Below are 21303 nucleotides of genomic sequence, written 5' to 3'. Positions count from 1 at the left end.
CGACAATTCAGTTCTGGAGTGCAGCGTGAATCCAAGGGAGCTGGCGATGGCCGACGAAGCGCGTTCGCGACTGGGCCGGGGTCTTGCGAGTCTGATCGGTGACGTCGGCGGCGAGGCTCAGCATGTCGATCGGCCGCGCGCGCAACGCAAGGTGCCGATCGAGTTCATCAAGCCCAATCCGCGCAACCCGCGCCGCACCTTTTCGGAGAGCGAGCTCAGGGAGCTCAGCGATTCGATCAGGCAGCATGGCGTGATCCAGCCGATCGTGGTGCGCCCGGTGAAGGGTGCGCAGGACCGCTTCGAGATCATCGCCGGCGAACGGCGCTGGCGCGCCTCGCAAATGGCCGGCCTGCACGAAGTGCCGATCGTCCCCGTCGACATCAGCGACAGCGATGCGCTGGAGTTCGCGATCGTCGAGAACGTGCAACGCGAAGACCTCAACCCGATGGAAGAGGCGCTTGGGTATCACGCGCTCGCCAACGAGTTCAAACGCAGCCAGGACGACATCGCCAAAGTCGTCGGCAAGAGCCGCAGCCACATCGCCAACATGATGCGGCTGACGAAGCTTCCCGCCGAGGTGCAAACCCTGATCACGAGCGGCGAGCTGACCGCAGGTCATGCCCGCGCGCTGATCGGCGTGCCTGATCCGCTCGCGGCCGCCAAGCGCATCGTCGAGGAGGGCCTCAACGTCCGCCAGGCCGAGGCGCTGGCGCATGAAGAGGGCGTGCCGGAGCGCAAGCCGCAGAAGGCGCGCTCGGGGGCGAAGGAAAAAGACCCTGACACGGTCGACCTCGAAAAGCGCGTCAGCGACGCGCTCGGGCTCAAGGTCACGGTGAGCCACCGAGACCCCGGCGGCTCGGTCCAGATCAACTACCGCAACCTCGATCAGCTCGACGAGGTGATGCGGCGGCTGGCGAAGGGCGCGCTGTAGCCGCTTGGTGTCGTCCTGGCGAAAGCCAGGACCTCATGCCGATCCACACGTCATTGCGAGCGCAGCGAAGCCATCCAGAATCTTTCCGCGGAGAGATTCTGGATTGCTTCGTCGCAAGGGCTCCTCGCAATGACGAGGGGACAGTGCGGGAAGCTCAGCTCCGCCGCTTCGCGTTTGCGGCGATCGCCATCAGCGTGCGCTGGGCGATGGCGGCGGCGAGGGTGGATTGCTTGCGGGTATCGAGCGCGGCGGTCGCGAGCTGCTCGATGATGACGGCGAGCCGCGCCACGCTGAAATTGCGCAATGCGGTTTCGACCGCGGGCTTCCGCGAAAAATGCAGGCGCGGATAGCCGCTGTCGAGCACCGCGGATGCGGGCGTGCCGTCGGCGATTGCGAGCGCCGATTTGTGCAGCCACGCCGCCTGACGCTGCGCCGCGGAGATGATCACGCCGGGGTAGGTGCCGGCGATCATGGCTTTGGCAAACTCGTTCTCGACGATCTCGGGCCGGCCGGCGAAGGCGCCATCGACGATCGGATCGAGTTTCAGTTCCGACGCATCGGCGACGACAGCCATCACGTCATCCAGCGTGATCTCGCCCTTGCCATGGGCATAGAGCGTGAGCTTGCGCAGCTCGTTGCGGGAGGCCTGGCGATCGCCGCCGAGGAACGACATCAGCGCCGCGCGGGCATCTTGCGCGATGCGCAAATTGGCGATGCGGAGCTCGTCTTCCATCAGCTTGGCGAGATCGCGCTCGGTATCGGGATAGCAGGCGATCGCGACGGCCGTCTTGGCGCGTTCGCAGGCCTTGCGCAGTGGCGATTCCGGACGCAGCTCGCCGGCCTCGATCACGATGCGGCAATCCCTGACGCCCATCTCCGCCAGTGTGTCGATAGCACTGGCAAAGCTGCGCGAGCCGGCGCGCACGCGGATGGCGCGGCGGCCGCCGAACAGCGGCACCGTCATGGCCTCGTCGACGAGGCGCGACGGCTCGGCGGAGAGCTCGTCGCCATCGACCTTGACCAGCGAGAAGGGATCATTGGGATCGTCGACGGCCGAGGCGATCAGCGCATCCGCGCGTTCGCGGACCAGGCCGGCGTCGGGACCATAGAGCAGGATGATCGGACGGCCCGCATCGGGGCGGGCGAGAAAGGCGTCGATCTCTTTTCCGCGCAGCGCGACCATGTTGCCTGGGACTCGTCATTCCGGGCGAACCGGGGTGACGGGATGAATTAAGTGCCCGCGGTGAAGAACGAGGCGAGTCGAGTCGTGATGTTCTCGGCGATCTCGTTGGCGGCACGATCCTCGGCATCACGTACCGCGCGGTTGCGGCTGAAACGCTGATAGGAGCCGGGCATGTCGTAGGACACGCGGGAGAACGTGGTGCCTGTCATCACCGACTTGCCGCTGACGACCTCGATCAGATTGTACTGGGCGTCGAGGCCGTAGTTTTCGCTGCTGGGCAGGCCGGTGTTGGGATCGACGATCAGCGACGTCTTGCTGCTTGCGAAGCGGATCTCGAGGCGGTGGGTTGGCGGCATGCCAGTGGCGCTGCCATAGAGCTTGAAGGCCAGCGCGTTGCGGACCTCGACGCCGACCCGGGCCTCGCGTGAGGCATTGGCTTTGGCGATCGGGGGTAGATCGACCCCCATCAGCTTCTCGCGCAGACCGGGGGTGCCGTCGGTGTGCTCGGCATACATCGGGTGGAAGCAGCCGGCCGTCATGGCCGCCAGTGCGGCGACCGCCAGCAAGCGGGCTGCGATGCGGATCCTAGCCGACAACATTCACGATCCTCTTGGGGACGATAATCACCTTGCGGACGGGTTTGCCATCCAAGGCCAGTTTTACCGCATCGAGGGCCAAAACGGCAGCCTCGATTTCCGGATTCTCGGCCGCTGTTGCAACTGTGACCTCGCCCCGCTTCTTACCGTTGACCTGGACCACCAGGGTCACACTGTCTTCAACCAGCAAATCGCGTTCGATTTGGGGCCAATTGGCCTCGGAAACCAGCCCGCTATGGCCCAGAACCTGCCAACACTCCTCGGCCAAATGCGGCATCATCGGGGAGAACAGCTGGACCAGGATCTGGCTGGCCTCCCGGATCGCCCAGGCCAAATCTGGAGCCGGCTGGCCGGGACGTTGCAAGATCTCCGCAAACGCATTGGTGAATTCGCGGATATGGGCGAGGCAGACGTTGAAGTGCAGTCGCTCGATTCCGGTGGTGACCTTGTCCAGCGCGCCATGGGCAGCCTTGCGCAAGGCGGTGGCGTCCGGGCCGAAGCTGGCCGGCCGGGCCGTCGGCGCGCCCTTGCCGGGTTCCACAGAATCGTTCACCAGCCGCCACAGCCGCTGCACGAAGCGCGAGGCGCCCTGGACGCGCTCGTCGCTCCAGATCACGTCGCGCTCGGGCGGGGAGTCCGACAGCATGAACCAGCGGGCGACGTCGGCGCCATAGGTCTCGATGATGTCGTCGGGATCGACCGTGTTCTTCTTCGACTTCGACATCTTCTCGATCGGGCCGATCTGGATGTCTTCGCCTGACGTTAGCAGCGTGGCGCGGCGGCCGTTGGCGCCGGTCTCGACCTTCACCTCGACCGGCTGGACGTAGGTGCCGTCGGCCTTCTGGTAGGTCTCGTGCACTACCATGCCCTGCGTGAACATGCCCGCGAACGGCTCGTCCAGGGCGATGTGCCCGGTCGCCTTCATCGCGCGGGTGAAGAAGCGGCTGTAGAGCAGATGCAGGATCGCGTGCTCGACGCCGCCGATATACTGGTCGACGGGCAGCATGCGGTTGGCGACCGCGGGCGTCGTCGGCGCGTTCTCGTTCCAGGGATCGGTGAAGCGCGCAAAGTACCAGGACGAATCGACGAAGGTGTCCATGGTGTCGGTTTCACGCTGCGCCTTGCCGCCGCATTTGGGGCAGCTGACGTGCTTCCAGGTCGGGTGATGGTCGAGCGCGTTGCCCGGCTTGTCGAAGGTCGCATCATCCGGCAGCTTCACCGGCAGGTCTGGGTCAGGCACCGGCACCACATCGCATTTGGGGCAATGGATGACGGGGATCGGGCAGCCCCAATAGCGCTGGCGCGAAATGCCCCAGTCGCGCAGGCGGAAATTGACCTGGCGCTCGCCGACCGGCGCGTTGCCGCGCAGCTCGGTCTCGAGACGCTTCGCCACCTCGTCCTTGGCCTGATCGATGGTCATGCCGTCAAGGAAACGCGAATTGATCATGCGGCCGTCACCGTCATAGGCGGTATCGGTGATGACGAATGATTTCGGATCCTGGCCCTCGGGGCACACCACCGGCGTGTTGCCGAGAGCGTACTTGTTGACGAAGTCGAGGTCGCGCTGGTCGTGTGCGGGACAGCCGAAAATGGCGCCGGTGCCGTATTCCATCAGCACGAAGTTGGCGACATAGACCGGCAGCTTCCAGCTCGGATCGAACGGGTGGACCGCGCGGATGCCGGTATCGAATCCCTGCTTCTCGGCGGTGTCGATGATCTCCTGCGCCGTGCCCATCCGCTTGATCTCGCCGATGAACTCGGCAAGCTTCGGATTCTTAGCCGCGGCTGCCTGCGCCAGCGGATGATCGGCCGAGATCGCCATGAACTTCGCGCCGAACAGCGTGTCGGGGCGTGTCGTAAAAATCTTCAGCTCGCTCTCGCCGGCCGGCGTCGTCGCCGCGTCGAGCGCGAAGCGGATCAGCAGGCCCTCGGACCGGCCGATCCAGTTGCGCTGCATCAGCCGCACCTTGTCGGGCCAGCGGTCCAGCGTATCCAGTGCAGACAGCAGCTCCTGCGAGTACTTCGTGATCTTGAAGACCCACTGGTTCATTTCCCGTTGCTCGACAACGGCACCCGAACGCCAGCCCTTCCCGTCGATCACCTGCTCGTTGGCGAGCACGGTCATGTCGACGGGGTCCCAGTTCACCTTGCGCTTCTCGCGCTCGGCGAGGCCTTCGCGCAGGAAGTCCAGAAACATCTTCTGCTGGTGCTTGTAATAGGAGGGATCGCAGGTCGCGATCTCGCGGCTCCAGTCCAGCGACAGTCCGATCGAACGGAGCTGCTTCTTCATCGCGGCGATGTTGGCGTAGGTCCAGGCCTTCGGTGCGACCTTGCGCTCGATCGCGGCGTTCTCGGCCGGCAGGCCGAAAGCGTCCCAGCCCATCGGGTGCAGCACGTTGAAACCCTTGGCTCGCATGAAGCGGGCCAGTACGTCGCCAAGCGTGTAATTGCGGACATGGCCGATATGGATGCGCCCCGACGGGTAGGGGAACATCTCAAGCACATAGTATTTCGGCCGCGGATCGTCGTTTTTGGAGACGAAGATCGCCTGTTGGTCCCAGGCGGCTTGCCAGCGCGGTTCGGCGTCGCGGGCGTTGTAGCGTTCGGAGGTCATGGAATCGTTGGGTTTTCGTGGATCTGGCCGTCTAAAGACGGCGGACTAGGCCATAGAAGTCCTCGGGGGGTCAATGGGTTGCCGCTGGCGGCGCGGCGCCGCAAGGCTGCTCCGCAAAAATACGGAGAGTCCTGTTCGGCTCGCCGGGCCTGGTCACCGAGAGCGAGGTCGATCGCGTCCGGGCTGCGGGTTAGCCCTCAGCCCGCCATCATCATTTCCGCCGCGCCGTTGTCGATCACCGTGATGCCATGCTCGACGACGTTGTTGCGACCGCGGTGCTTGGCGGCGTAGAGCGCGGCGTCGGCGGCTTCGATCAAATCGCCCGGACGCAAGCTCTCGTTGGGCTTGGTCGCGGCAACGCCGATCGAGACGGTGACGATCATGTGGTCGGAGGTGATGTGCGGCAGGCCCAGCTTCAGCACGGCCGCACGCGCCTGTTCGCCAATTTCGACGGCGCGCGCCACGTCGGTGTTCGGCAGCAACAGGCAGAATTCCTCGCCGCCGTAGCGGGCCGCGAAGCCCATCGTGTCGGCGGCGATGCCGGACAGCGATTCGCCGAGCCTGGTCAGGCAAGAATCGCCTTCGAGATGGCCGTAGGTGTCGTTGAACAGCTTGAAATGGTCGACGTCGATCATCAACAGCGCTAGGTCGCTGCCATATTGCTGCGCGCGCATCCATTCGAAATCGAGGCGGCTCTGGAAGCCGCGGCGGTTGGCAAGCCCCGACAACATGTCGATCGAGGCCATCACCGTGAGTCGGTCATTGCTCGCCATCAGCTCGCGTTCGCGCTGGCTGAGCTGTGCGGCCATCGCGTTGAACGCGCGGGCGAGCGGCACGAACTCGGCCGGCAGGCGATTGCGCGCGGCACGCGCCGACAGATCGCCCTCGCCCAGACGCTTGGCCATGTCGGCGAGCATCCTGATCGGCTTGATCACCAGTTTCTCGGCTGCGATCAGCGCGCCGAGCAGCACGAATACGACGACGAAACCGAGCTGGAGATAGGCGGTGCGGATGTCGCGGCTCACGGCCGCGGACACCTTGTCCTCGTCGATGCTGGCGATCAGGCGGGCATTGGTTCCGGCGATGCGGATATAGCTGACCGCGCGACGGGAGCCGTCGGCAGCGAGGAAAGAGAGTGAACCTTCGTCCTGGTCAGACCTCAGCGCCTTGTCGGCGATCGCGGACATCAGCGGCATGTTGTCGAGCGGACGGCCGATCGCACTATGCTGGTCGGCCGGTGCCGCCAACACGGTGCCGGTGCTGTCGACCAGCACGGCCGTGATGCCGGCGCGACCCCCCAGATTGCTCATGACCTTCGACATCCAGTCGAGGTTGACCGTGGCGAGCACGACGGCATCCGCTACGCCGCTGAAGGCGGACACCGGGTAAACCGCCATGACGGTCGGTGTCAGCACCGGGCGCGACAGGATGAAGTCGCTCAGGACGAAGCGGCCGGTTTCCTGCGCCTGCTGGAAATACGGCCGGTCACTGAGGTCCAGGCCGACATACATGTTGTTGGTGGCGCACTGGATGCGCCCGTCCTGGCCGGCGATCAGAAGCGTGCGGATCCAGGGAAGATTCGACGGCAGGCTCGCGCGCAGCACGTCACAGCTCTTGCTGATGCCGCCGGCGGAGGCGCGGATGAAAGCTTCCGATTTCAGGATGGTCTCGACCGACGAGATCACCTCGCGCTGCGCATCGGCGCTGTGTCTTGCAACGGTGGTGAATTCGGCTGTGGCCTGTGCGATCTGCCGTGTGCGCGTGTCTTCGAGCGATCGGATGCGTTCGAACATCAAAGGCGTCACCAGAATCACCGCGAGCAACGCAAGCCGCGCCCGGATTCCGAGAACCTGCTTGAGTTTCGCTCGTTTGCGGTTGAAACTGACGTTTGACATCTTCGCTGCCCACCCCGCGGCTAAGGTAAAGCGAGGGGTTCAAAAACTCTTTCTTGAACTCGGTAAAATTAGAACTAGCTCCGCAACAACCAGCTCCGATGCGACATCATGACTGAAGCCAACGCCGCGCCGCTAACCGGCCATTCACCAAACGCGCTCGCCGCGGTCGAAGCCGAAATCGCGCGCGCCTGCAAGGATGCGCGGCGCGAGCGTGCCTCCGTGACGCTGATCGCGGTGTCGAAAACTTTCGCCGCGGATGCAATTACCCCGGTCATCGACGCCGGGCAGCGCGTATTCGGGGAGAATCGCGTGCAGGAGGCCAAAGGCAAGTGGCCCGCGTTAACTTCTGTTTACCCCGATATCGCGCTGCATCTGATCGGCCCGCTGCAATCCAACAAGGCGAAAGAGGCAGTCGCGCTGTTCGATGCCATCCATTCGGTCGATCGCCCGAGCATTTGCCAGGCGTTAGCCAAGGAAATCGAATCCCAGAACAAGCACCCGGAATTGTTCGTGCAGATCAATATCGGTGAGGAGCCGCAGAAGGCGGGCATCGCGCCCGGCGAGGCCGATGCTTTCATCGCGAGCTGCCGCGACACCTACGGGCTGACGATCTCGGGGTTGATGTGCATCCCGCCGGTAGACGAGCCGCCGGCGGCGCATTTCGCGCTGACCGCCAAGATCGCCGCGCGCAATGGATTGAAGAAGCTCTCGATGGGCATGAGCGCGGATTATGCGACCGCGATCATGCTCGGCGCCACCCATGTGCGCGTGGGCAGTGCGATCTTCGGGCGCCGGTGAGAGCCGTTAGCGACGGCAGAGCGCCATACGAACTCTCGATTTCGTCATTGCGAGCACAGCGAAGCAATCCAGAGTCCCTCCGCGGAAAGATTCTGGATTGCTTCGCTGCGCTCGCAATGACGGTGGTGTATGTGGGGCCTATTCAAACCCCACTGCCACCTTCCCCAGCGCGCCAAAGTCCGCGACAAACCGATCACCCGCCTGGATCGGAAGCGGCGGATGGCACGTGCCCGTGGTCACTACCTCCCCTGCCCGCAAGGTGATGCCGAGGCCACGCAGCTCGTTGGCCAGCCAGGCCAGGGCAATGCGGGGATCGCCGAGCACGTTCTTGCCGTGGCCGAGATAGCGCTGGCCGCGTCGCGTGATCTGCGGCCGCTCTTCGACGAGATCCATGGCACGCCAGTTCGCATTCGTCGCTGCGCCCAGCACGAACAGATGCGCACAGGCGTTGTCGGCGATGAGCTGCGCCTCGCCGGCGCTGGCGAAATCGGCAAAGCGCGAATCAGGAATCTCGATCGCGGGATGCAAGCTGTCCACGGCGGCGAGCACCTCGTCGACAGTATATGGCGCCGCGCGCGGCGGCAGATCGCGCCCCATGCCGAAAGCGAACTCCGGTTCGCCGACGCGCATCGCGTTGCCCTTCATCGAGGCGGTGCCGCCATCGGCGATCACGGTGTCGCTCATGATCCGACCGGCCAACGGTCCCGCGACATTGATGTGCTTCTGTCCGGACTCGCTCGTTGCCGCGATCTTCCAGCCGAACAAAGTCCCGCTGAGCGCAGCCTGCACGGCGTAAGCCTCGGTGCGGTTCTGAGGCCGCAACTCTGGCTCCAGCGCGTCAAGCTTGGTGCCGTCGCGCCAATGTTTGATCAGGACCTGCGAAGCGGCGGCGATCTGATCCTTGTCGAGCATGTGTCCTCATCCGATGATGATTTTTGTTTTTGGTCCAAGCCGCCGCAGCAATTGTCGCATCGCCGCTTCGGTCATCGAGACGCAGCCTGCGGTGGGGCCGAAATTGTCGCGGGCCAGATGCAAGAACACCGCGCTGCCCCGGCCGGCGATCCGCGGCCTCGTATTGTGGTCGATTTCGATGATGAAGTCATAGAGATGGTCGGCCCGCTTGAGCCGGTCGCCGCCCTGCCCCTCGCCGAGGCGGATTCCCTGATTGTAATGACGGTCCTTGGGATCCTCGCACCAGGCGTCCTCGCCGGTGATGATCCGGGCCGGCAGGAAGGTCTGCGGGCGGCTGTGCCGGTCGCCCCGCCACCACAATCGCCTCGGGCGGAAGCTGCCCCGCGGGGTGCCGCCATCGCCCTCGCGCTTGTTCGCCAGAATGCCGCCGCGTCCGAGCGCCACTGGAATCGTCAGCGCTCCGGCGGTCAGCCAGCCCCGGCGCGGCTTCCCGGCGGCAGGCTTAACGCGGATCACCGAGAGCGGTCCGGCGCTCCGGTTCATGGTGTAACTAGCTGAAGCAGCTTTATTTTTCATGTGAACGTGCGATGTCGAATTCATTACAGGACATTCATCAAAACGGCCTGCTATTCTAGGTTAGAGTGGTTCTGGCTTGTGAATCGGTAACAGCCCACTACTTCAAGACGAACAACAATAATAACGGCGACCCCTAAACTTCCCTCTCGGCTGGGTGCAGCATGGATGCGCGCCGCGCCGGACCCCAAAAGGATGACCCCCTATGGCCAATGCCCGCAAGATCCTGATCGTGGATGACGATACCGATCTGCGCGATACGTTGGTGGAGCAATTGTCGCTGCACGAAGAATTTGAAGCCTCCGCGGTCGATACCGGCGCCAAGGGCGCGAGCGCCGCGAAGGCCAATGCCCCCGATCTCGTCCTGATGGATGTTGGCCTGCCCGACACCGACGGCCGCGAAGTGGTCCGCTCCTTACGCAAGGGCGGGTTCAAGGCTCCGATCATCATGCTCACCGGGCATGACACCGATTCCGACACGATTTTGGGGCTGGAATCCGGCGCCAACGACTATGTCGCAAAACCCTTCCGCTTCGCCGTACTGCTGGCGCGCATCCGCGCCCAGCTCCGGCAGCACGAAGCCAGCGAGGACGCGGTGTTCTCGGTCGGCCCCTACTCTTTCCGACCCGGCTCCAAGATGCTGACCGCCGCCAATGCGCGCAAGGTCCGGCTGACGGAGAAGGAAACCGCCATCCTCCGCTTCCTCTACCGGGCCGGCCAGATGCCGGTCTCGCGCGAGACCCTGCTCCAGGAGGTCTGGGGCTACAATTCCGGCGTCACCACCCACACGCTGGAAACCCACATCTACCGGCTTCGCCAGAAGATCGAGAAGGACGCCGCTAACCCGGAAATCCTGGTCACGGAAGCCGGTGGCTACAAGCTGGTGCCGTGATACGCTTCAGGGGCGTGCGAATCGTTTTAGATTGCGTGCCCTTGAGCCCCGGACCTGAATGTCAATCGACGATGATGTAGCGCTTCTCGAGCGTGTCCCGACACTGCGCCTGTTGGGAGACGCTTCGTTGCGCATGCTGGCGATCGGCTCCGAGCAGCGTGACTTCGTCCGCGGCGACGTCTTGTTCAATCTCGGCGACGATGCCGATGCCGGCTTCGTGGTCCAGCGCGGCGCCTTCCGGGTCGACGACGGCGCCGGCGCGGAGATGATCGCAAGTCCCGGTGCGCTGATCGGCGAGCTCGCGTTGATCGTGCCGATGAAGCGGCCGTCGAGCGCGATCGCGATCGAGCACGCCTCCGTCATCCGCGTCGCGCGCAGCCTGTTTCAGCGTGTGCTCGAAAGCGACCCCGCCGCCGCCGTCCGCCTGCGCGACGAATTCGCGGTGCGCTCCAGCCAGATCGCCAGCGATATATTGATGGCGGGTGCGAAGCTGACGTCGTGATGTCGTCCTGGCGAAGGCCAGGACCCGTCATCCCAAATGTTTCTGGCTTGGTGCGATTGCCGATGTCCTCGCGCAACAACGAAGATTGGTGGTAATGGGCCTGGCTTTCGCCAGAGCGACATTAAACCTCGAGCGTCACCGTCACCGGCACATGATCCGACGGACGCTCCCAGCTCCGCGCATCGCGCAAAATCTTGAAATCACTCACCGCATCTTTCATCGCGCGCGAGACCCAGATGTGGTCGAGCCTGCGGCCGCGGTCGCCGACAGTCCAATCGGCGGAGCGGTAGCTCCACCACGTGTAGACCTTTTCCGACAACGGAATGCGATCGCGCGCGACATCGACCCATTCGCCGGCGGCGAGCGCGGCTTGCAGCTTCTCGGTTTCGATGGGCGTGTGCGACACCACTTTCAGAAGCTGCTTGTGCGACCAGACGTCATTCTCATGCGGGGCAACGTTGAGATCGCCGACCAGGATGTGGCGATCCTCGCCGCGCGGATGCAACGGCTCGCACGCCTTCATCTCGTCGAGGAAGCGGAGCTTGTGATCGAATTTCTCGTTCAGCGCGGGATCGGGAATGTCGCCGCCGGCGGGCACGTAGAAATTATGCACCACCAGGGGTTTCGCGATCCCGGCCCTCTCACCGAACGATACCGAGATGTGGCGTGAATCCACCTTGTCGCAGAAGGTGCGGATGTCCTTCGACTCGAACGGAATCCTCGAGACGATGGCGACGCCGTGATAGCCCTTCTGTCCGTTCAACGCGACATGCTCGTAGCCGAGCCGCTTGAAGCGCTTCAGCGGAAAAGCGTCGTCGATGCACTTGGTCTCCTGGAGACACAGCACGTCCGGCCGCGCGCTCTTGAGAAATTTTGCGACCAGATCGATGCGCAGCCGAACCGAATTGATGTTCCAGGTTGTCAGGGAAAAACGCATGAGATTGATCTAACAAACTCCATCCGTCATGGCCGGGCTTGACCCGGCCATCCACGCCTTTTTGTAGGTCCAGATTGTAGGTCCAGAACGTGGATGCCCGGGACAAGCCCGGGCATGTCGATCATCGCAGCAGCGAGTAAGTCTCAGCCCGGCGACGGGCCGTAATTGGTAAAATCGATCTTGAACATGCCGGGATCGAGCTTCTTGCTCGTATCCAGATTATAGACCGCGATCGTGGTGTCGTAGCCCTGCGGGTCGGTGACGGTCCACTGCTTCAACTGGCCGTCCTTGGCGCCGAACATCAGCAAGAGGCGACTGGTGCCGACCAGCGCCTGCTTCTCCTCGATGGTGACGCTGACGAAGACGTCGTCGGCCGAGACGTTGACGACGTTGGTGTCCTTCATCAGGTCGATGCGGTCGGACAGCAGGAAACGCAGCGGTGTCTGTGACAGCGGATAGACGTCCTGCGTCGCGAGCTTGCGGTCGCGCACCACCAGCGACGATCCGTCGGCGACGATGTCGATCGGGCTCGGCGCGTCATATTCGAAGCGCACCTTGCCCGGCTTCTGGATGTAGAAGTCGCCTTGCGTCTTGCTGCCGTCGGGGCCGACCTGGACGAAATTCCCGACCAGCGTCGACAATGACGACAAATAGGCGCTGACCTTGGCGGCCTGGGCCTTCTGGTTCGCATCGAAGGTCTGGAAGATGCTGCTCGGCACGTTGCGGCGTGGATCCGGAATCACCGGATTGGGCGGCGTCTGGGTCGCGCCGGTGACCGCGGGCCCTCCAACGGCCGGACCGCCGTCGCGGCCCTTCGGTGCAGGCTTCGGCACGGGAACGGTCTGCGCGAACGACGCCGTGATCACCATCGCGGCGGTGACGAGAATTACGCCGGCCATGCGCGCGCTCCGCGCGGCGACAATGGCAGCGAATCGAATGTCCGGATGTCTGATCAACGCGTCGTCCTGTGTGGCTGGGCACCCTTTTAGCGTGATTTCGGCCAAAAGCAGATAACGTTTTTGCGTGAATGATGGTTTGAGGCGGCTCGCCTCACATATGGCTGTCTTCTTCCTCGACCAGGATCTCGCGCTTGCCGGCGTGGTTGGCGGGTCCGACGATGCCCTCCAGTTCCATGCGCTCCATCAGCGATGCGGCGCGGTTATAGCCGATCTGCAGGCGGCGCTGGATATAGCTGGTAGAGGCCTTACGGTCGCGTTTGACGATCGCAACAGCCTGCGAGAACAAATCGCCGCCGCCATCCGCGCCCATGGCGGACGCGTCGAACACCGCGCCGTCCTCGTCTTCGCTGGGTTCTTCGGCCGTGACGGCTTCGAGATATTCCGGCTGTCCCTGCGTCTTGAGGTGGCGCACCACCTTCTCGACTTCCTCGTCCGACGCGAAAGGTCCGTGCACGCGGCTGATGCGACCGCCCCCGGCCATGTAGAGCATGTCGCCCTGGCCGAGCAGCTGCTCGGCACCCATCTCGCCGAGAATCGTGCGGCTGTCGATCTTGGACGTCACCTGGAAGGCGATGCGGGTTGGGAAGTTCGCCTTGATGGTACCGGTGATGACGTCGACCGATGGACGCTGCGTTGCGAGGATCACGTGCAGGCCGGCGGCGCGCGCCATCTGCGCGAGGCGCTGCACCGCGCCTTCGATGTCCTTGCCGGCAACCATCATCAGGTCGGCCATTTCGTCGACGATGATGACGATGTAGGGCAGCGGGTCGAGCGAGAGCTTCTCTTCCTCGTAGATCGCCTTGCCGGTTTCCTTGTCGAAGCCGGTGTGCACCGTGCGCGTCGGCTCTTCGCCCTTGGCCTTCAATTCGAGCAAGCGCGTGTTGTAACCGTCGATGTTGCGCACACCGAGCTTGGCCATGTTCTTGTAGCGCTCTTCCATCTCGCGCACGGCCCATTTCAGCGCGACCACCGCCTTCTTTGGGTCGGTCACGACGGGCGTGAGCAGATGGGGAATGCCGTCATAGACGGAGAGTTCGAGCATCTTCGGATCGACCATGATCAGGCGGCACTGGTCCGGGCGCAGCCGATAGACCAAGCTGAGGATCATGGTGTTGATGGCGACCGACTTGCCGGAGCCGGTGGTACCGGCGATCAGCATGTGCGGCGTGCGTGCGAGGTCGATGATGACGGGATCACCGCCGATGGTCTTGCCGAGGCAGAGCGGCAGTTTCGCAACCGAATCGACAGTCTCCTTGGCGACCAGCAGCTCGCGCAGATAGACCTTTTCGCGATGCGCGTTCGGCAGCTCGATGCCGATGGCGTTGCGGCCCGGCACGACGGCGACGCGCGCCGACAGCGCGCTCATCGAACGGGCGATGTCGTCGGAAAGTCCGATCACGCGCGACGATTTGATCCCCGGCGCCGGCTCCAGCTCGTACAGCGTGACCACGGGACCCGGATGGGCCTTCACGATCTCGCCGCGAACGCCGAAATCCTGCAGCACGCCTTCGAGCGCGCGCGAATTGGTTTCCAGCTCGGCCTTGCTGAGCGGCTGACGATCGCCGGCCTTGGGCGCGGCCAGCACCGACACGGACGGAAGCTCGAACTTGTCGGAAGATTTCTTGGAAGCAGCCTTTGGAGCAGCCTTCTTGCGCGGCGCGCGCGCGGCGGGCTCCTCCTCCTCTTCCTCCTCGTGGTCTTCTTCGTGCTCGTCCTCGTCGTGCTCGTCTTCGGACTGCGGCGAGATCGGCGGCGCGGCGCGGCCGCCACCGAGCTTCGGCTCCTGGCGGCTGAAGGCAACGGCCTTGGTCTTCGGTCCGCTCGAGACCAGCGAGCGGTAGGCCGCGCCAAGCAACCAGATCAGCCGTGCCTTCGTGCTCATCAAGGCGTGGAACAGCCAGCCCAGCGATACCGAACCGCGATCGCTCTCCTCGTCCAGGTCGAGCGGCTTGTCATCGTCCTCGATCTCAGCGAGTTCGTCGTCATGCTCGCGTGCGCCGAGGCCGCAGGCGATCAGGAAGGTCGCCGCCATCGCGGCGAACAGGATCGTGCCGAGCACGATGCGATAGATCATGCCCGGCGGTCCGAAGATCACCGCGGGCGCGCGAACCAGGGCATCGCCGACCACGCCGCCGAGGCCTGTCGGCAGCGGCCAGGCGCCGCCATGTGGCCAGCAGCTGACGAAGCCCGCCGCGATCACCGTGCAGAGAATCCAGCAGCCGAGCCGCAGCGCCTCGCGGTCGAACGGGCGATGGGTCAGCATGCGCCAGCCCCAGACCGCGACGGTCAGGACCAGCATGATCGCGCCGAGCCCGAGGATCTGCATCGCAAGGTCGGCGCCGATCGCGCCGGCATAGCCGAGAATATTGCGGATCGGCCGCGACGTTGCGTGGCTGAGGCTGGGATCCTGCACTGACCAGGTCATCAGCGCCGCCGAGGCGACGCCCGACAATGCGATCAGGCCGAGACCGCTGAGCTCGCGCACGCGCCGCGCCAGCCCCTCGCGGATCGAGGGCGGCAGATGGCTGACCAAGGGAATGACACGTTCGATTGTCGACATGCTCATGGGCCCCGCCTAACCCAGAGTCTCGACCAGGCGGTGCAGCGCCTGCGCCGTGGTCTCGCCATCCTGCACCAGCGCAAGGCGAATGTAGCCTGCGCCGGGATTGAAGCCGTCGGGCTGGAGCCGCGCCAGATAGCTGCCGGGCACCACGCGCACGCCTGCTTCCTTGAAGAGTTTCAGGCACACAGACACATCGTCGCCGATTTCGGACGTGTTGAGCCAGACGCAGAAGCCGGCATCGGGCCGGCGATAGCCGTAACGATTGCCGATGATCTGGTCGGCGAGATCGAACTTGATGCGGTAGAGCCTGCGGTTCTCTTCGACATGCGCCTCGTCGCCGTAAGCAACGGTCGCGACATGCTGCAACGGGACCGGCACCTGCGGCGCCGCGATGTTGCGCAATTCGAGGAACATGCCGATGAGTTTTTTGTCGCCGGCGGCGAAGCCGACGCGCAGGCCCGGCAGGTTCGAGCGCTTGGACAGCGACTGGAACGCGACCACGCGGGTGAAATCAGGGCCAGCGCATTCGAGCGCGCTGCCGGGCGCTTCGCGGGTGTAGATCTCCGAATAGCACTCGTCGCTGAGGATCACGAAGCCGTAGCGGTCGGCGAGCTGCTTCAGGCGAATGAAATAATCGCGCGAGGCCACCGATCCCTGCGGGTTGGCGGGCGAGGCCAGATAGAACGCCACCGTGCGCGCCAGCGTCGCCTCGTCGATGGCGTCGAGATCGGGCAGGAAGCCGTTCTCGGCGGTGGTCGGCAGGTAGACCGGCTCGCAAGCAGCGGCGCGGGCGCCGGCGCCATAGACCGGATAGAACGGGTTCGGCATCAGGATCGCGGGCTTGCCGGGACGCGGGCCGACATAGCGCGCAGCCGCTATGGCGGCGAGGAACAGCCCCTCGCGGCTGCCATTGAGGACGAGAATCTCGCTCTCGGGATTGAGCGGTCGCGGCAGCCTGAAGCGCGACGACAGCCAGGCGCCCGCGGCCATGCGGAACGGGTCGGTGCCCTTGTTCGCGGGGTAACGGCCGAAATCGGCGATGTGCTTGGCCAGTACCGGGCCGACGAAATCAGGCACCGGATGCTGCGGCTCGCCGACGGCAAGCGAAATCAAAGGCTTGCCGGGCTGATGCGGTGCCAGCAGCTCGTTCAGCCGGACGAAGGGAGAGCGTTCGCTATCGGAGCTTCCACTGTCCTGCGGCGCACGGGATGAAGCGGTCATAGCCATTCTGGACGCCAGCACTCTTGGAACAGCCGGTCGCAGCACGGCGCCGGCGGGAAGCGGTTCAGTTCACCATAGATAGGGCGAGGTTAAGACGCGATTAACCATCGGTCGCCGCCTCGGTCCAGAGCAGGAATAATGAGGCCACGGGCGCGCTGGGGCGGCTCTCGGAGTTGGTCATGCCATTGCGAGGGGGTGGACGTTTTGGCGATGTCATGGCCGGGCCTGTCCCGGCCACCCACGGCCTTTCCGACGGCGTCCAAGAACGTGGATGCCCGGGACAAGCCCGGGCATGACGGCTTATGACGGCTTTGGCGGATAGGCGCCCTAATGCCCCGGCAGCTTCTCGAATGTCGCCATGCCCGCGGGGATCGCGTGGAAGTCCTGCTTGTCGCAGGTGTAGATCGCCATCTGCGGATGGAACTGCGCAGGCTCGTCCAGCGTGCCGACCTTCAGGATCGCCGCCGGCAGGCCGGGAACCTTGGTCACCAGATGGGTCCCGCATTGAGCGCAGAATTCGCGCGTGACGGCGCGTTCGAGGTCCTTGCGCGCGAATTGCTTGGGTTGCCCGGTGATGTAGCTGAAGCCAGCCGCCGGCATCGCGATGAAGGTGTTGGGCGCGCCGCCCGAGATGTACTGGCACTCGCGGCAATGACACTGCGCCTGCATCATCGGGTCGCCCTCGGCGACATAGCGCACTTCGCCGCAATAGCATCCGCCTTCCAAACGCATGACGACCTCCCGATTGTTGTTTCTTGTGGTCGATATTTCTGCGCGGGCGGTGTGGAATGGCAATCTTTTTCTTTCGCCTGGACGGACCAAGACAGACCTCCTGCAGCCGGTTCGTGCATCTATCTCTTGGCAAGTCCGCAGCCGTTGAATCCCCGGCCGCGCCAGCACCCGCTGCTCATGCACTCGGCTTCCAGCCGTGGACAAGCGGTTGAAGCGCAATCCGCGCGGCCACCCATACCGACGCATGCCGTGGCGCACCTGCTTCGCATGAACGAACAGCTCATGCCGCTTCCGGTCTGCCGCGGTTGCCCTGCTCCGGCCTGATCTGGCGGCAGCACGGCCGTCTTGTCCTCGCGCTTGGGCGCCCGCTTCGAACCAGGTTGGCCCGGACTTGCAGCGGGGCTCTGTGTCGTCAGCTTGGAGAGTTCCATCCGACACGGTCGGCTGGTATCGGTGCGGACGCCGGCGCCGGTGGTTCCTTTCAGCTCGAGTGCGAGCTTGTACTGATAGGGCGCGCCGGCTGTGCGGCGCAGCGGATCCTTCTCGCCAATCAGCCCGTTGACGGTGACAGTCGCGCTGCCATCCGCTTCAATCTTCCCGTCATAGATTGTGGCACCGGGCTTGCCCTCTTCCCCGGAGAGAGTGTGCAGCACGCCATCCTTGACGCGCAGGGCATACTGGAAATAGGCCTCGGGAAATGGGGGCTTGTTCTCGCAAGTCTCCTTCGCGATCCAGGTTCCATCGAATGCGGTTACGCGCTTGGCGGTGTCTGATGGTTTCGCCAAGGTCTCGACGCGCGATTTCGCCAGATCTGCGAACGCGCAGGCCGGGAAGCGTGCGAGGTGATCCTTGAATGCCGCGAGCGTTCCCAGCGCTTCCGCGCTACGCCAATGGTCTCCGGCCTCCGCGCAGGGATCGACCTGAGGCGTCGCAGGCGACAACGCCGCCGTTTCGGGCTTGCCGTTCAGGTAGAACTCGCCGAAGAACGACAGCGACAGCTCCGGCACTTGTGAGCCTTTGGAGCGCTGGTAGACGCCGGCGCTGATCGTTTGAAATACCGTGTTGACGTTGCCCTTGTCGCCGATGTGCTCCAGGAACGCGCTGGTATAGGGGCTGTTGCGGCCGCTGCCGTCGTCGGCGGTCCGGCCGGCCTGTGTCGCATAGGAAATGATAGTGCCCTCGGGACTTTCCATCTTGGCGAGGCCGCGTGAGACGGTGACGCCGCGTCCCTGTCCGACGTTTCGCCGCAACTCGTCGGCAAATGGATTGTCGCGGCAGGCGTCGAGCACGAGGATGCGCAGGTTCTTGGCCTGCTGCAGATCCGCCAGGATCTCGTCGGCGCGCACGAGACGGCGCAGATCGACCTCGTCGCGGACGACGGCATCGACAGGCACCAGATAGTTGACGCCGGCGAACTGGAGCGCGTGCCCGCTGTAATAGAACAATGCGACATCGGCGCCGCGGGCCTCGCGCGCGAAGCGAAGAATGGTGTCCTGCATGGCGGACTGGTCGAGGTCGGTCGCGACCACAGGATCGAACCCCGATCGCTTGAGGGCCGCGCCGACATCAGCCGCATCGTTGGTCGGATTGGCGAGCGTGGGAACGTTTCGGTAGGCGCCGTTGCCGATCACCAGCGCGACGCGCTTGTCCGCGCGGGCCTCGAGGCTCGACAAAGCGAGCAACAGGAAACACCAGACCAGGCAATAGGGCAGACGCATGAAATCCTGCTCCAAACGGGGAGCATGATATTCAGCAAGCTCGCAGCAACGCAATTTAACTTATGACGGCCCAGCGGCACGGGACCAAAAAGAAAGGGGCTCCAACTTGCGCTGGAGCCCCTCAACGGTCGGGACATTGCCGGGTATGTGCCCCAAACCGTAGTTGTGAGCGCGACCTCCGGGGAGGCCGCGCCCGGGAGGAGACTTACATGTTGTAGGCGCGCTCGGTGTGCTCGGTGATGTCGAGGCCTTCACGCTCGCTCTCGACATTGGCGCGGAGGCCAACGATCACATCGACGACCTTGTAGAGGATCGCCGAACCGATACCCGACCACACCAGCGTGGTGCCGACGCCCCAGACCTGGGAGACCATCTGCGCCGCAAAGTCGTAATCGGCTACCTTCGGCGGGATCGCGGTATAGTCGATGATGCCCGCACCACCCAGCGCCGGATTGACGAGGATGCCGGTGCCGAGGGCGCCGACAATGCCGCCGACGCAGTGCACGCCGAACACATCGAGGCTGTCATCGTAGCCGAGCGCGTTCTTCACGACCGTGCAGAAGAACAGGCAGACCACGCCGACCACGAGGCCGAGGACGATCGCACCCATCACGCCGGAGAAGCCGGCGGCAGGCGTGACGGCCACGAGGCCCGCGACAGCGCCGGAGATGACGCCGAGCACCGACGGGTGACCCTTGATGATCCACTCCGCGAACATCCATGACAGCGCGGCGGCTGCGGTGGCGACGAAGGAGTTGGTCATGGCGAGGGCTGCGCCGCCGTTGGCTTCGAGGTTGGAGCCGGCGTTGAAGCCGAACCAGCCGACCCAGAGCAGCGAGGCGCCGATCATCGACATCGTCAGCGAGTGCGGAGCCATCAGCTCCTTGCCGTAGCCGACGCGCTTGCCGATCAGCAGGGCGCCGACGAGGCCTGCGATGCCGGCGTTGATGTGCACCACGGTGCCGCCCGCGAAGTCGATCGCGCCCTTCTTGAAGATCCAGCCTGCGTCGGCGTTGATCTCGTCGAGCTTGGCCTGCGCCGCGGTCTTCGCCGCGCCATCAGCCGCAGCAGCCAGAGCCTTGGCTGCGTCCTGGATCATGTCCGGGCCGGGCCAGTACCAGACCATGTGCGCGATCGGGAAGTAGATCAGCGTGACCCAGAGCGGGACGAAGAGCGCGAGCGCCGCGAACTTCATGCGTTCGGCGAAGGCGCCGACGATGAGGGCGGGCGTGATCGCCGCGAAGGTCATCTGGAAGCACATATAGATGAGCTCCGAGATGTTGGCGTCGACCGAGAAGGTCGCGGCCTTCGAGTCGGTGGTGACGCCCATCATGAAGGCCTTGGAGAAGCCGCCGATGAAGTCGGAACCGCCGGTGAAGGTGAGGCTGTAGCCGTACACGGCCCAGATCACGGTGACGACGCAGACGGTGTAGAACACCTGCATCAGGACGGAGAGCATGTTCTTGGAACGGACGAGGCCGCCGTAGAACAGCGCGAGGCCGGGGATCGTCATCAACAGCACGAGCACTGTCGATGTCAGCATCCAGGCGTTGTCTCCCTTGTTGACCGTTGGCTCGGCGTAGGCTGCGGTCGCAGCGAACAGGCCGACTGCGAGAGCCGCCAATCCCGCGCCATAGGGACGCTTAAACGTCATTTCATTTACTCCTGATTGAATTTTGATTGAGCGCGAAATCAAAGGGCCGCAGCATCGGCCTCGCCGGTGCGGATGCGAACCGCATGGTCGAGATTGATGACGAAGATCTTGCCGTCGCCGATCTGTCCGGTTTTCGCGGCGGTCGTGATGGCGTCGATGGTCTTGTCGACCTGGTCGGAGGCGACAGCGACCTCGATCTTGATCTTGGGCAGGAAGCTCACGGCATATTCGGCGCCGCGATAGATTTCCGTATGGCCCTTCTGGCGGCCATATCCCTTGACTTCCGTCACCGTGAGACCGTGAACGCCGATGGCGGTCAGGGCGTCACGGACTTCTTCCAGCTTGAATGGCTTAATAATCGCCATAACAATTTTCATGGGTCCTATCCCCGCTTGGGCCCGGTCCGGACGTGGCCGGGCGCTTCTCGACTGGTTCGCCACGAGGGAGAAAGTTCACTACGCGGGCACAGCCAGGACCCTTAGAATCAAATGCCGTGCCAGATCGGGCGTGTTGCCTAACGGACTATGAAAACGGGTGTTTTCGCGTTTGACGCGTAGTGCGGTGCAGTGCGCCATTACGCCGCGCTCAATACCTGACCATGCCTGATTAAAATAAAGGCACGA

The 21303-nt window shown here is 64.1% G+C and carries 18 protein-coding genes; 4 read left to right on the top strand and 14 right to left on the bottom strand.

What is annotated here, in order from left to right; translation table 11 throughout:
• Window positions 1–46 precede the first annotated feature (46 nt).
• Window positions 47–931 carry a ParB/RepB/Spo0J family partition protein gene (locus ACIPUD_RS07965; RefSeq protein ID WP_085384736.1) on the top strand — a complete coding sequence of 295 codons (885 nt, stop codon included), beginning with the start codon at window positions 47–49 and terminating at the stop codon, window positions 929–931.
• Between the two features lie 154 nt (window positions 932–1085).
• On the opposite strand, the gene holA is transcribed toward ACIPUD_RS07965, so the two are convergent.
• The 4 genes from holA to ACIPUD_RS07945 all read right to left on the bottom strand — a co-directional run bounded on the left by holA (window position 1086) and on the right by ACIPUD_RS07945 (window position 7219).
• The gene (gene holA / locus ACIPUD_RS07960; protein WP_085349236.1) at window positions 1086–2114 is read right to left on the bottom strand and encodes a DNA polymerase III subunit delta; all 1029 of its coding nucleotides are present in this window, start codon (window positions 2112–2114) and stop codon (window positions 1086–1088) included.
• A gap of 47 nt (window positions 2115–2161) precedes the next feature.
• Window positions 2162–2713, bottom strand: a complete 552-nt coding sequence (lptE, locus tag ACIPUD_RS07955) for an LPS assembly lipoprotein LptE (protein ID WP_018459648.1) — start codon at window positions 2711–2713, stop codon at window positions 2162–2164.
• On the bottom strand, window positions 2700–5324 hold the full coding sequence (gene leuS, locus ACIPUD_RS07950) for a leucine--tRNA ligase (RefSeq protein WP_446480353.1): 2625 nt from the start codon (window positions 5322–5324) through the stop codon (window positions 2700–2702). The genes lptE and leuS overlap by 14 nt, the downstream gene beginning before the upstream one ends.
• Window positions 5325–5521: 197 nt before the next feature.
• Complete coding sequence (locus tag ACIPUD_RS07945) at window positions 5522–7219, bottom strand: diguanylate cyclase domain-containing protein (RefSeq protein ID WP_018459650.1); 1698 nt, start codon at window positions 7217–7219, stop codon at window positions 5522–5524.
• 108 nt (window positions 7220–7327) lie between these two features.
• On the opposite strand from ACIPUD_RS07945, the gene ACIPUD_RS07940 reads away from it, so the two are divergent.
• On the top strand, window positions 7328–8017 hold the full coding sequence (locus tag ACIPUD_RS07940; RefSeq protein ID WP_085349232.1) for a YggS family pyridoxal phosphate-dependent enzyme: 690 nt from the start codon (window positions 7328–7330) through the stop codon (window positions 8015–8017).
• Between the two features lie 138 nt (window positions 8018–8155).
• Here ACIPUD_RS07940 and ACIPUD_RS07935 read toward each other — a convergent pair whose 3' ends face one another.
• Together ACIPUD_RS07935 and ACIPUD_RS07930 are read right to left on the bottom strand one after the other, a co-directional pair.
• Complete coding sequence (locus ACIPUD_RS07935) at window positions 8156–8929, bottom strand: 2-keto-4-pentenoate hydratase (RefSeq protein ID WP_446480352.1); 774 nt, start codon at window positions 8927–8929, stop codon at window positions 8156–8158.
• A gap of 6 nt (window positions 8930–8935) precedes the next feature.
• A complete protein-coding gene (locus tag ACIPUD_RS07930) occupies window positions 8936–9505 on the bottom strand; it encodes a L,D-transpeptidase family protein (RefSeq protein ID WP_085384735.1) in 570 nt (189 codons plus the stop codon).
• 202 nt (window positions 9506–9707) lie between these two features.
• On the opposite strand from ACIPUD_RS07930, the gene ACIPUD_RS07925 reads away from it, so the two are divergent.
• Both ACIPUD_RS07925 and ACIPUD_RS07920 read left to right on the top strand, forming a co-directional pair.
• The gene (locus ACIPUD_RS07925; RefSeq protein ID WP_007598630.1) at window positions 9708–10394 is read left to right on the top strand and encodes a response regulator transcription factor; all 687 of its coding nucleotides are present in this window, start codon (window positions 9708–9710) and stop codon (window positions 10392–10394) included.
• Window positions 10395–10452: 58 nt separating this feature from the next.
• The gene (locus ACIPUD_RS07920; protein WP_007598631.1) at window positions 10453–10896 is read left to right on the top strand and encodes a cyclic nucleotide-binding domain-containing protein; all 444 of its coding nucleotides are present in this window, start codon (window positions 10453–10455) and stop codon (window positions 10894–10896) included.
• A gap of 121 nt (window positions 10897–11017) precedes the next feature.
• Here the strand turns inward: ACIPUD_RS07920 and ACIPUD_RS07915 are convergent, their stop codons facing one another.
• The 8 genes from ACIPUD_RS07915 to ACIPUD_RS07880 all read right to left on the bottom strand — a co-directional run bounded on the left by ACIPUD_RS07915 (window position 11018) and on the right by ACIPUD_RS07880 (window position 21057).
• A complete protein-coding gene (locus ACIPUD_RS07915) occupies window positions 11018–11833 on the bottom strand; it encodes an exodeoxyribonuclease III (protein ID WP_446480351.1) in 816 nt (271 codons plus the stop codon).
• Window positions 11834–11976: 143 nt separating this feature from the next.
• Entirely contained in the window at window positions 11977–12732 is a 756-nt protein-coding gene (locus ACIPUD_RS07910; RefSeq protein ID WP_018459655.1) for an outer membrane lipoprotein carrier protein LolA, read from the bottom strand.
• Between the two features lie 151 nt (window positions 12733–12883).
• Complete coding sequence (locus ACIPUD_RS07905; RefSeq protein WP_204512914.1) at window positions 12884–15358, bottom strand: DNA translocase FtsK; 2475 nt, start codon at window positions 15356–15358, stop codon at window positions 12884–12886.
• Between the two features lie 9 nt (window positions 15359–15367).
• Window positions 15368–16582 (bottom strand): aminotransferase class I/II-fold pyridoxal phosphate-dependent enzyme, encoded by a 1215-nt coding sequence (locus ACIPUD_RS07900; protein WP_446480350.1) that lies wholly within the window; start codon window positions 16580–16582, stop codon window positions 15368–15370.
• Between the two features lie 321 nt (window positions 16583–16903).
• Window positions 16904–17308 (bottom strand): GFA family protein, encoded by a 405-nt coding sequence (locus ACIPUD_RS07895; RefSeq protein ID WP_018459659.1) that lies wholly within the window; start codon window positions 17306–17308, stop codon window positions 16904–16906.
• A gap of 119 nt (window positions 17309–17427) precedes the next feature.
• Window positions 17428–19026, bottom strand: a complete 1599-nt coding sequence (locus ACIPUD_RS07890; protein WP_446480349.1) for a caspase family protein — start codon at window positions 19024–19026, stop codon at window positions 17428–17430.
• Between the two features lie 205 nt (window positions 19027–19231).
• A complete protein-coding gene (locus tag ACIPUD_RS07885; RefSeq protein ID WP_085349226.1) occupies window positions 19232–20680 on the bottom strand; it encodes an ammonium transporter in 1449 nt (482 codons plus the stop codon).
• 38 nt (window positions 20681–20718) lie between these two features.
• A complete protein-coding gene (locus ACIPUD_RS07880) occupies window positions 20719–21057 on the bottom strand; it encodes a P-II family nitrogen regulator (RefSeq protein WP_007598642.1) in 339 nt (112 codons plus the stop codon).
• Window positions 21058–21303: the final 246 nt, after the last annotated feature.

Source organism: Bradyrhizobium sp. CAR08 (genome assembly GCF_052871955.1).
Note: the sequence above shows the minus strand (reverse complement) of the source record. Positions and strands in the feature narration are given on the sequence as shown.

Coding starts and splice junctions, on each gene's coding strand:
- ACIPUD_RS07885 (WP_085349226.1), bottom strand. CDS start 20,680: ATGACGTTTAAGCGTCCCTATGGCGCGGGATTGGCGGCTCTCGCAGTC.
- ACIPUD_RS07880 (WP_007598642.1), bottom strand. CDS start 21,057: ATGAAAATTGTTATGGCGATTATTAAGCCATTCAAGCTGGAAGAAGTC.
- lptE (WP_018459648.1), bottom strand. CDS start 2,713: ATGTTGTCGGCTAGGATCCGCATCGCAGCCCGCTTGCTGGCGGTCGCC.
- ACIPUD_RS07890 (WP_446480349.1), bottom strand. CDS start 19,026: ATGCGTCTGCCCTATTGCCTGGTCTGGTGTTTCCTGTTGCTCGCTTTG.
- ACIPUD_RS07935 (WP_446480352.1), bottom strand. CDS start 8,929: ATGCTCGACAAGGATCAGATCGCCGCCGCTTCGCAGGTCCTGATCAAA.
- ACIPUD_RS07900 (WP_446480350.1), bottom strand. CDS start 16,582: ATGGCTATGACCGCTTCATCCCGTGCGCCGCAGGACAGTGGAAGCTCC.
- ACIPUD_RS07910 (WP_018459655.1), bottom strand. CDS start 12,732: ATGGCCGGCGTAATTCTCGTCACCGCCGCGATGGTGATCACGGCGTCG.
- ACIPUD_RS07905 (WP_204512914.1), bottom strand. CDS start 15,358: ATGAGCATGTCGACAATCGAACGTGTCATTCCCTTGGTCAGCCATCTG.
- ACIPUD_RS07895 (WP_018459659.1), bottom strand. CDS start 17,308: ATGCGTTTGGAAGGCGGATGCTATTGCGGCGAAGTGCGCTATGTCGCC.
- holA (WP_085349236.1), bottom strand. CDS start 2,114: ATGGTCGCGCTGCGCGGAAAAGAGATCGACGCCTTTCTCGCCCGCCCC.
- ACIPUD_RS07915 (WP_446480351.1), bottom strand. CDS start 11,833: ATGCGTTTTTCCCTGACAACCTGGAACATCAATTCGGTTCGGCTGCGC.
- ACIPUD_RS07945 (WP_018459650.1), bottom strand. CDS start 7,219: ATGTCAAACGTCAGTTTCAACCGCAAACGAGCGAAACTCAAGCAGGTT.
- leuS (WP_446480353.1), bottom strand. CDS start 5,324: ATGACCTCCGAACGCTACAACGCCCGCGACGCCGAACCGCGCTGGCAA.
- ACIPUD_RS07925 (WP_007598630.1), top strand. CDS start 9,708: ATGGCCAATGCCCGCAAGATCCTGATCGTGGATGACGATACCGATCTG.
- ACIPUD_RS07940 (WP_085349232.1), top strand. CDS start 7,328: ATGACTGAAGCCAACGCCGCGCCGCTAACCGGCCATTCACCAAACGCG.
- ACIPUD_RS07930 (WP_085384735.1), bottom strand. CDS start 9,505: ATGAAAAATAAAGCTGCTTCAGCTAGTTACACCATGAACCGGAGCGCC.
- ACIPUD_RS07965 (WP_085384736.1), top strand. CDS start 47: ATGGCCGACGAAGCGCGTTCGCGACTGGGCCGGGGTCTTGCGAGTCTG.
- ACIPUD_RS07920 (WP_007598631.1), top strand. CDS start 10,453: ATGTCAATCGACGATGATGTAGCGCTTCTCGAGCGTGTCCCGACACTG.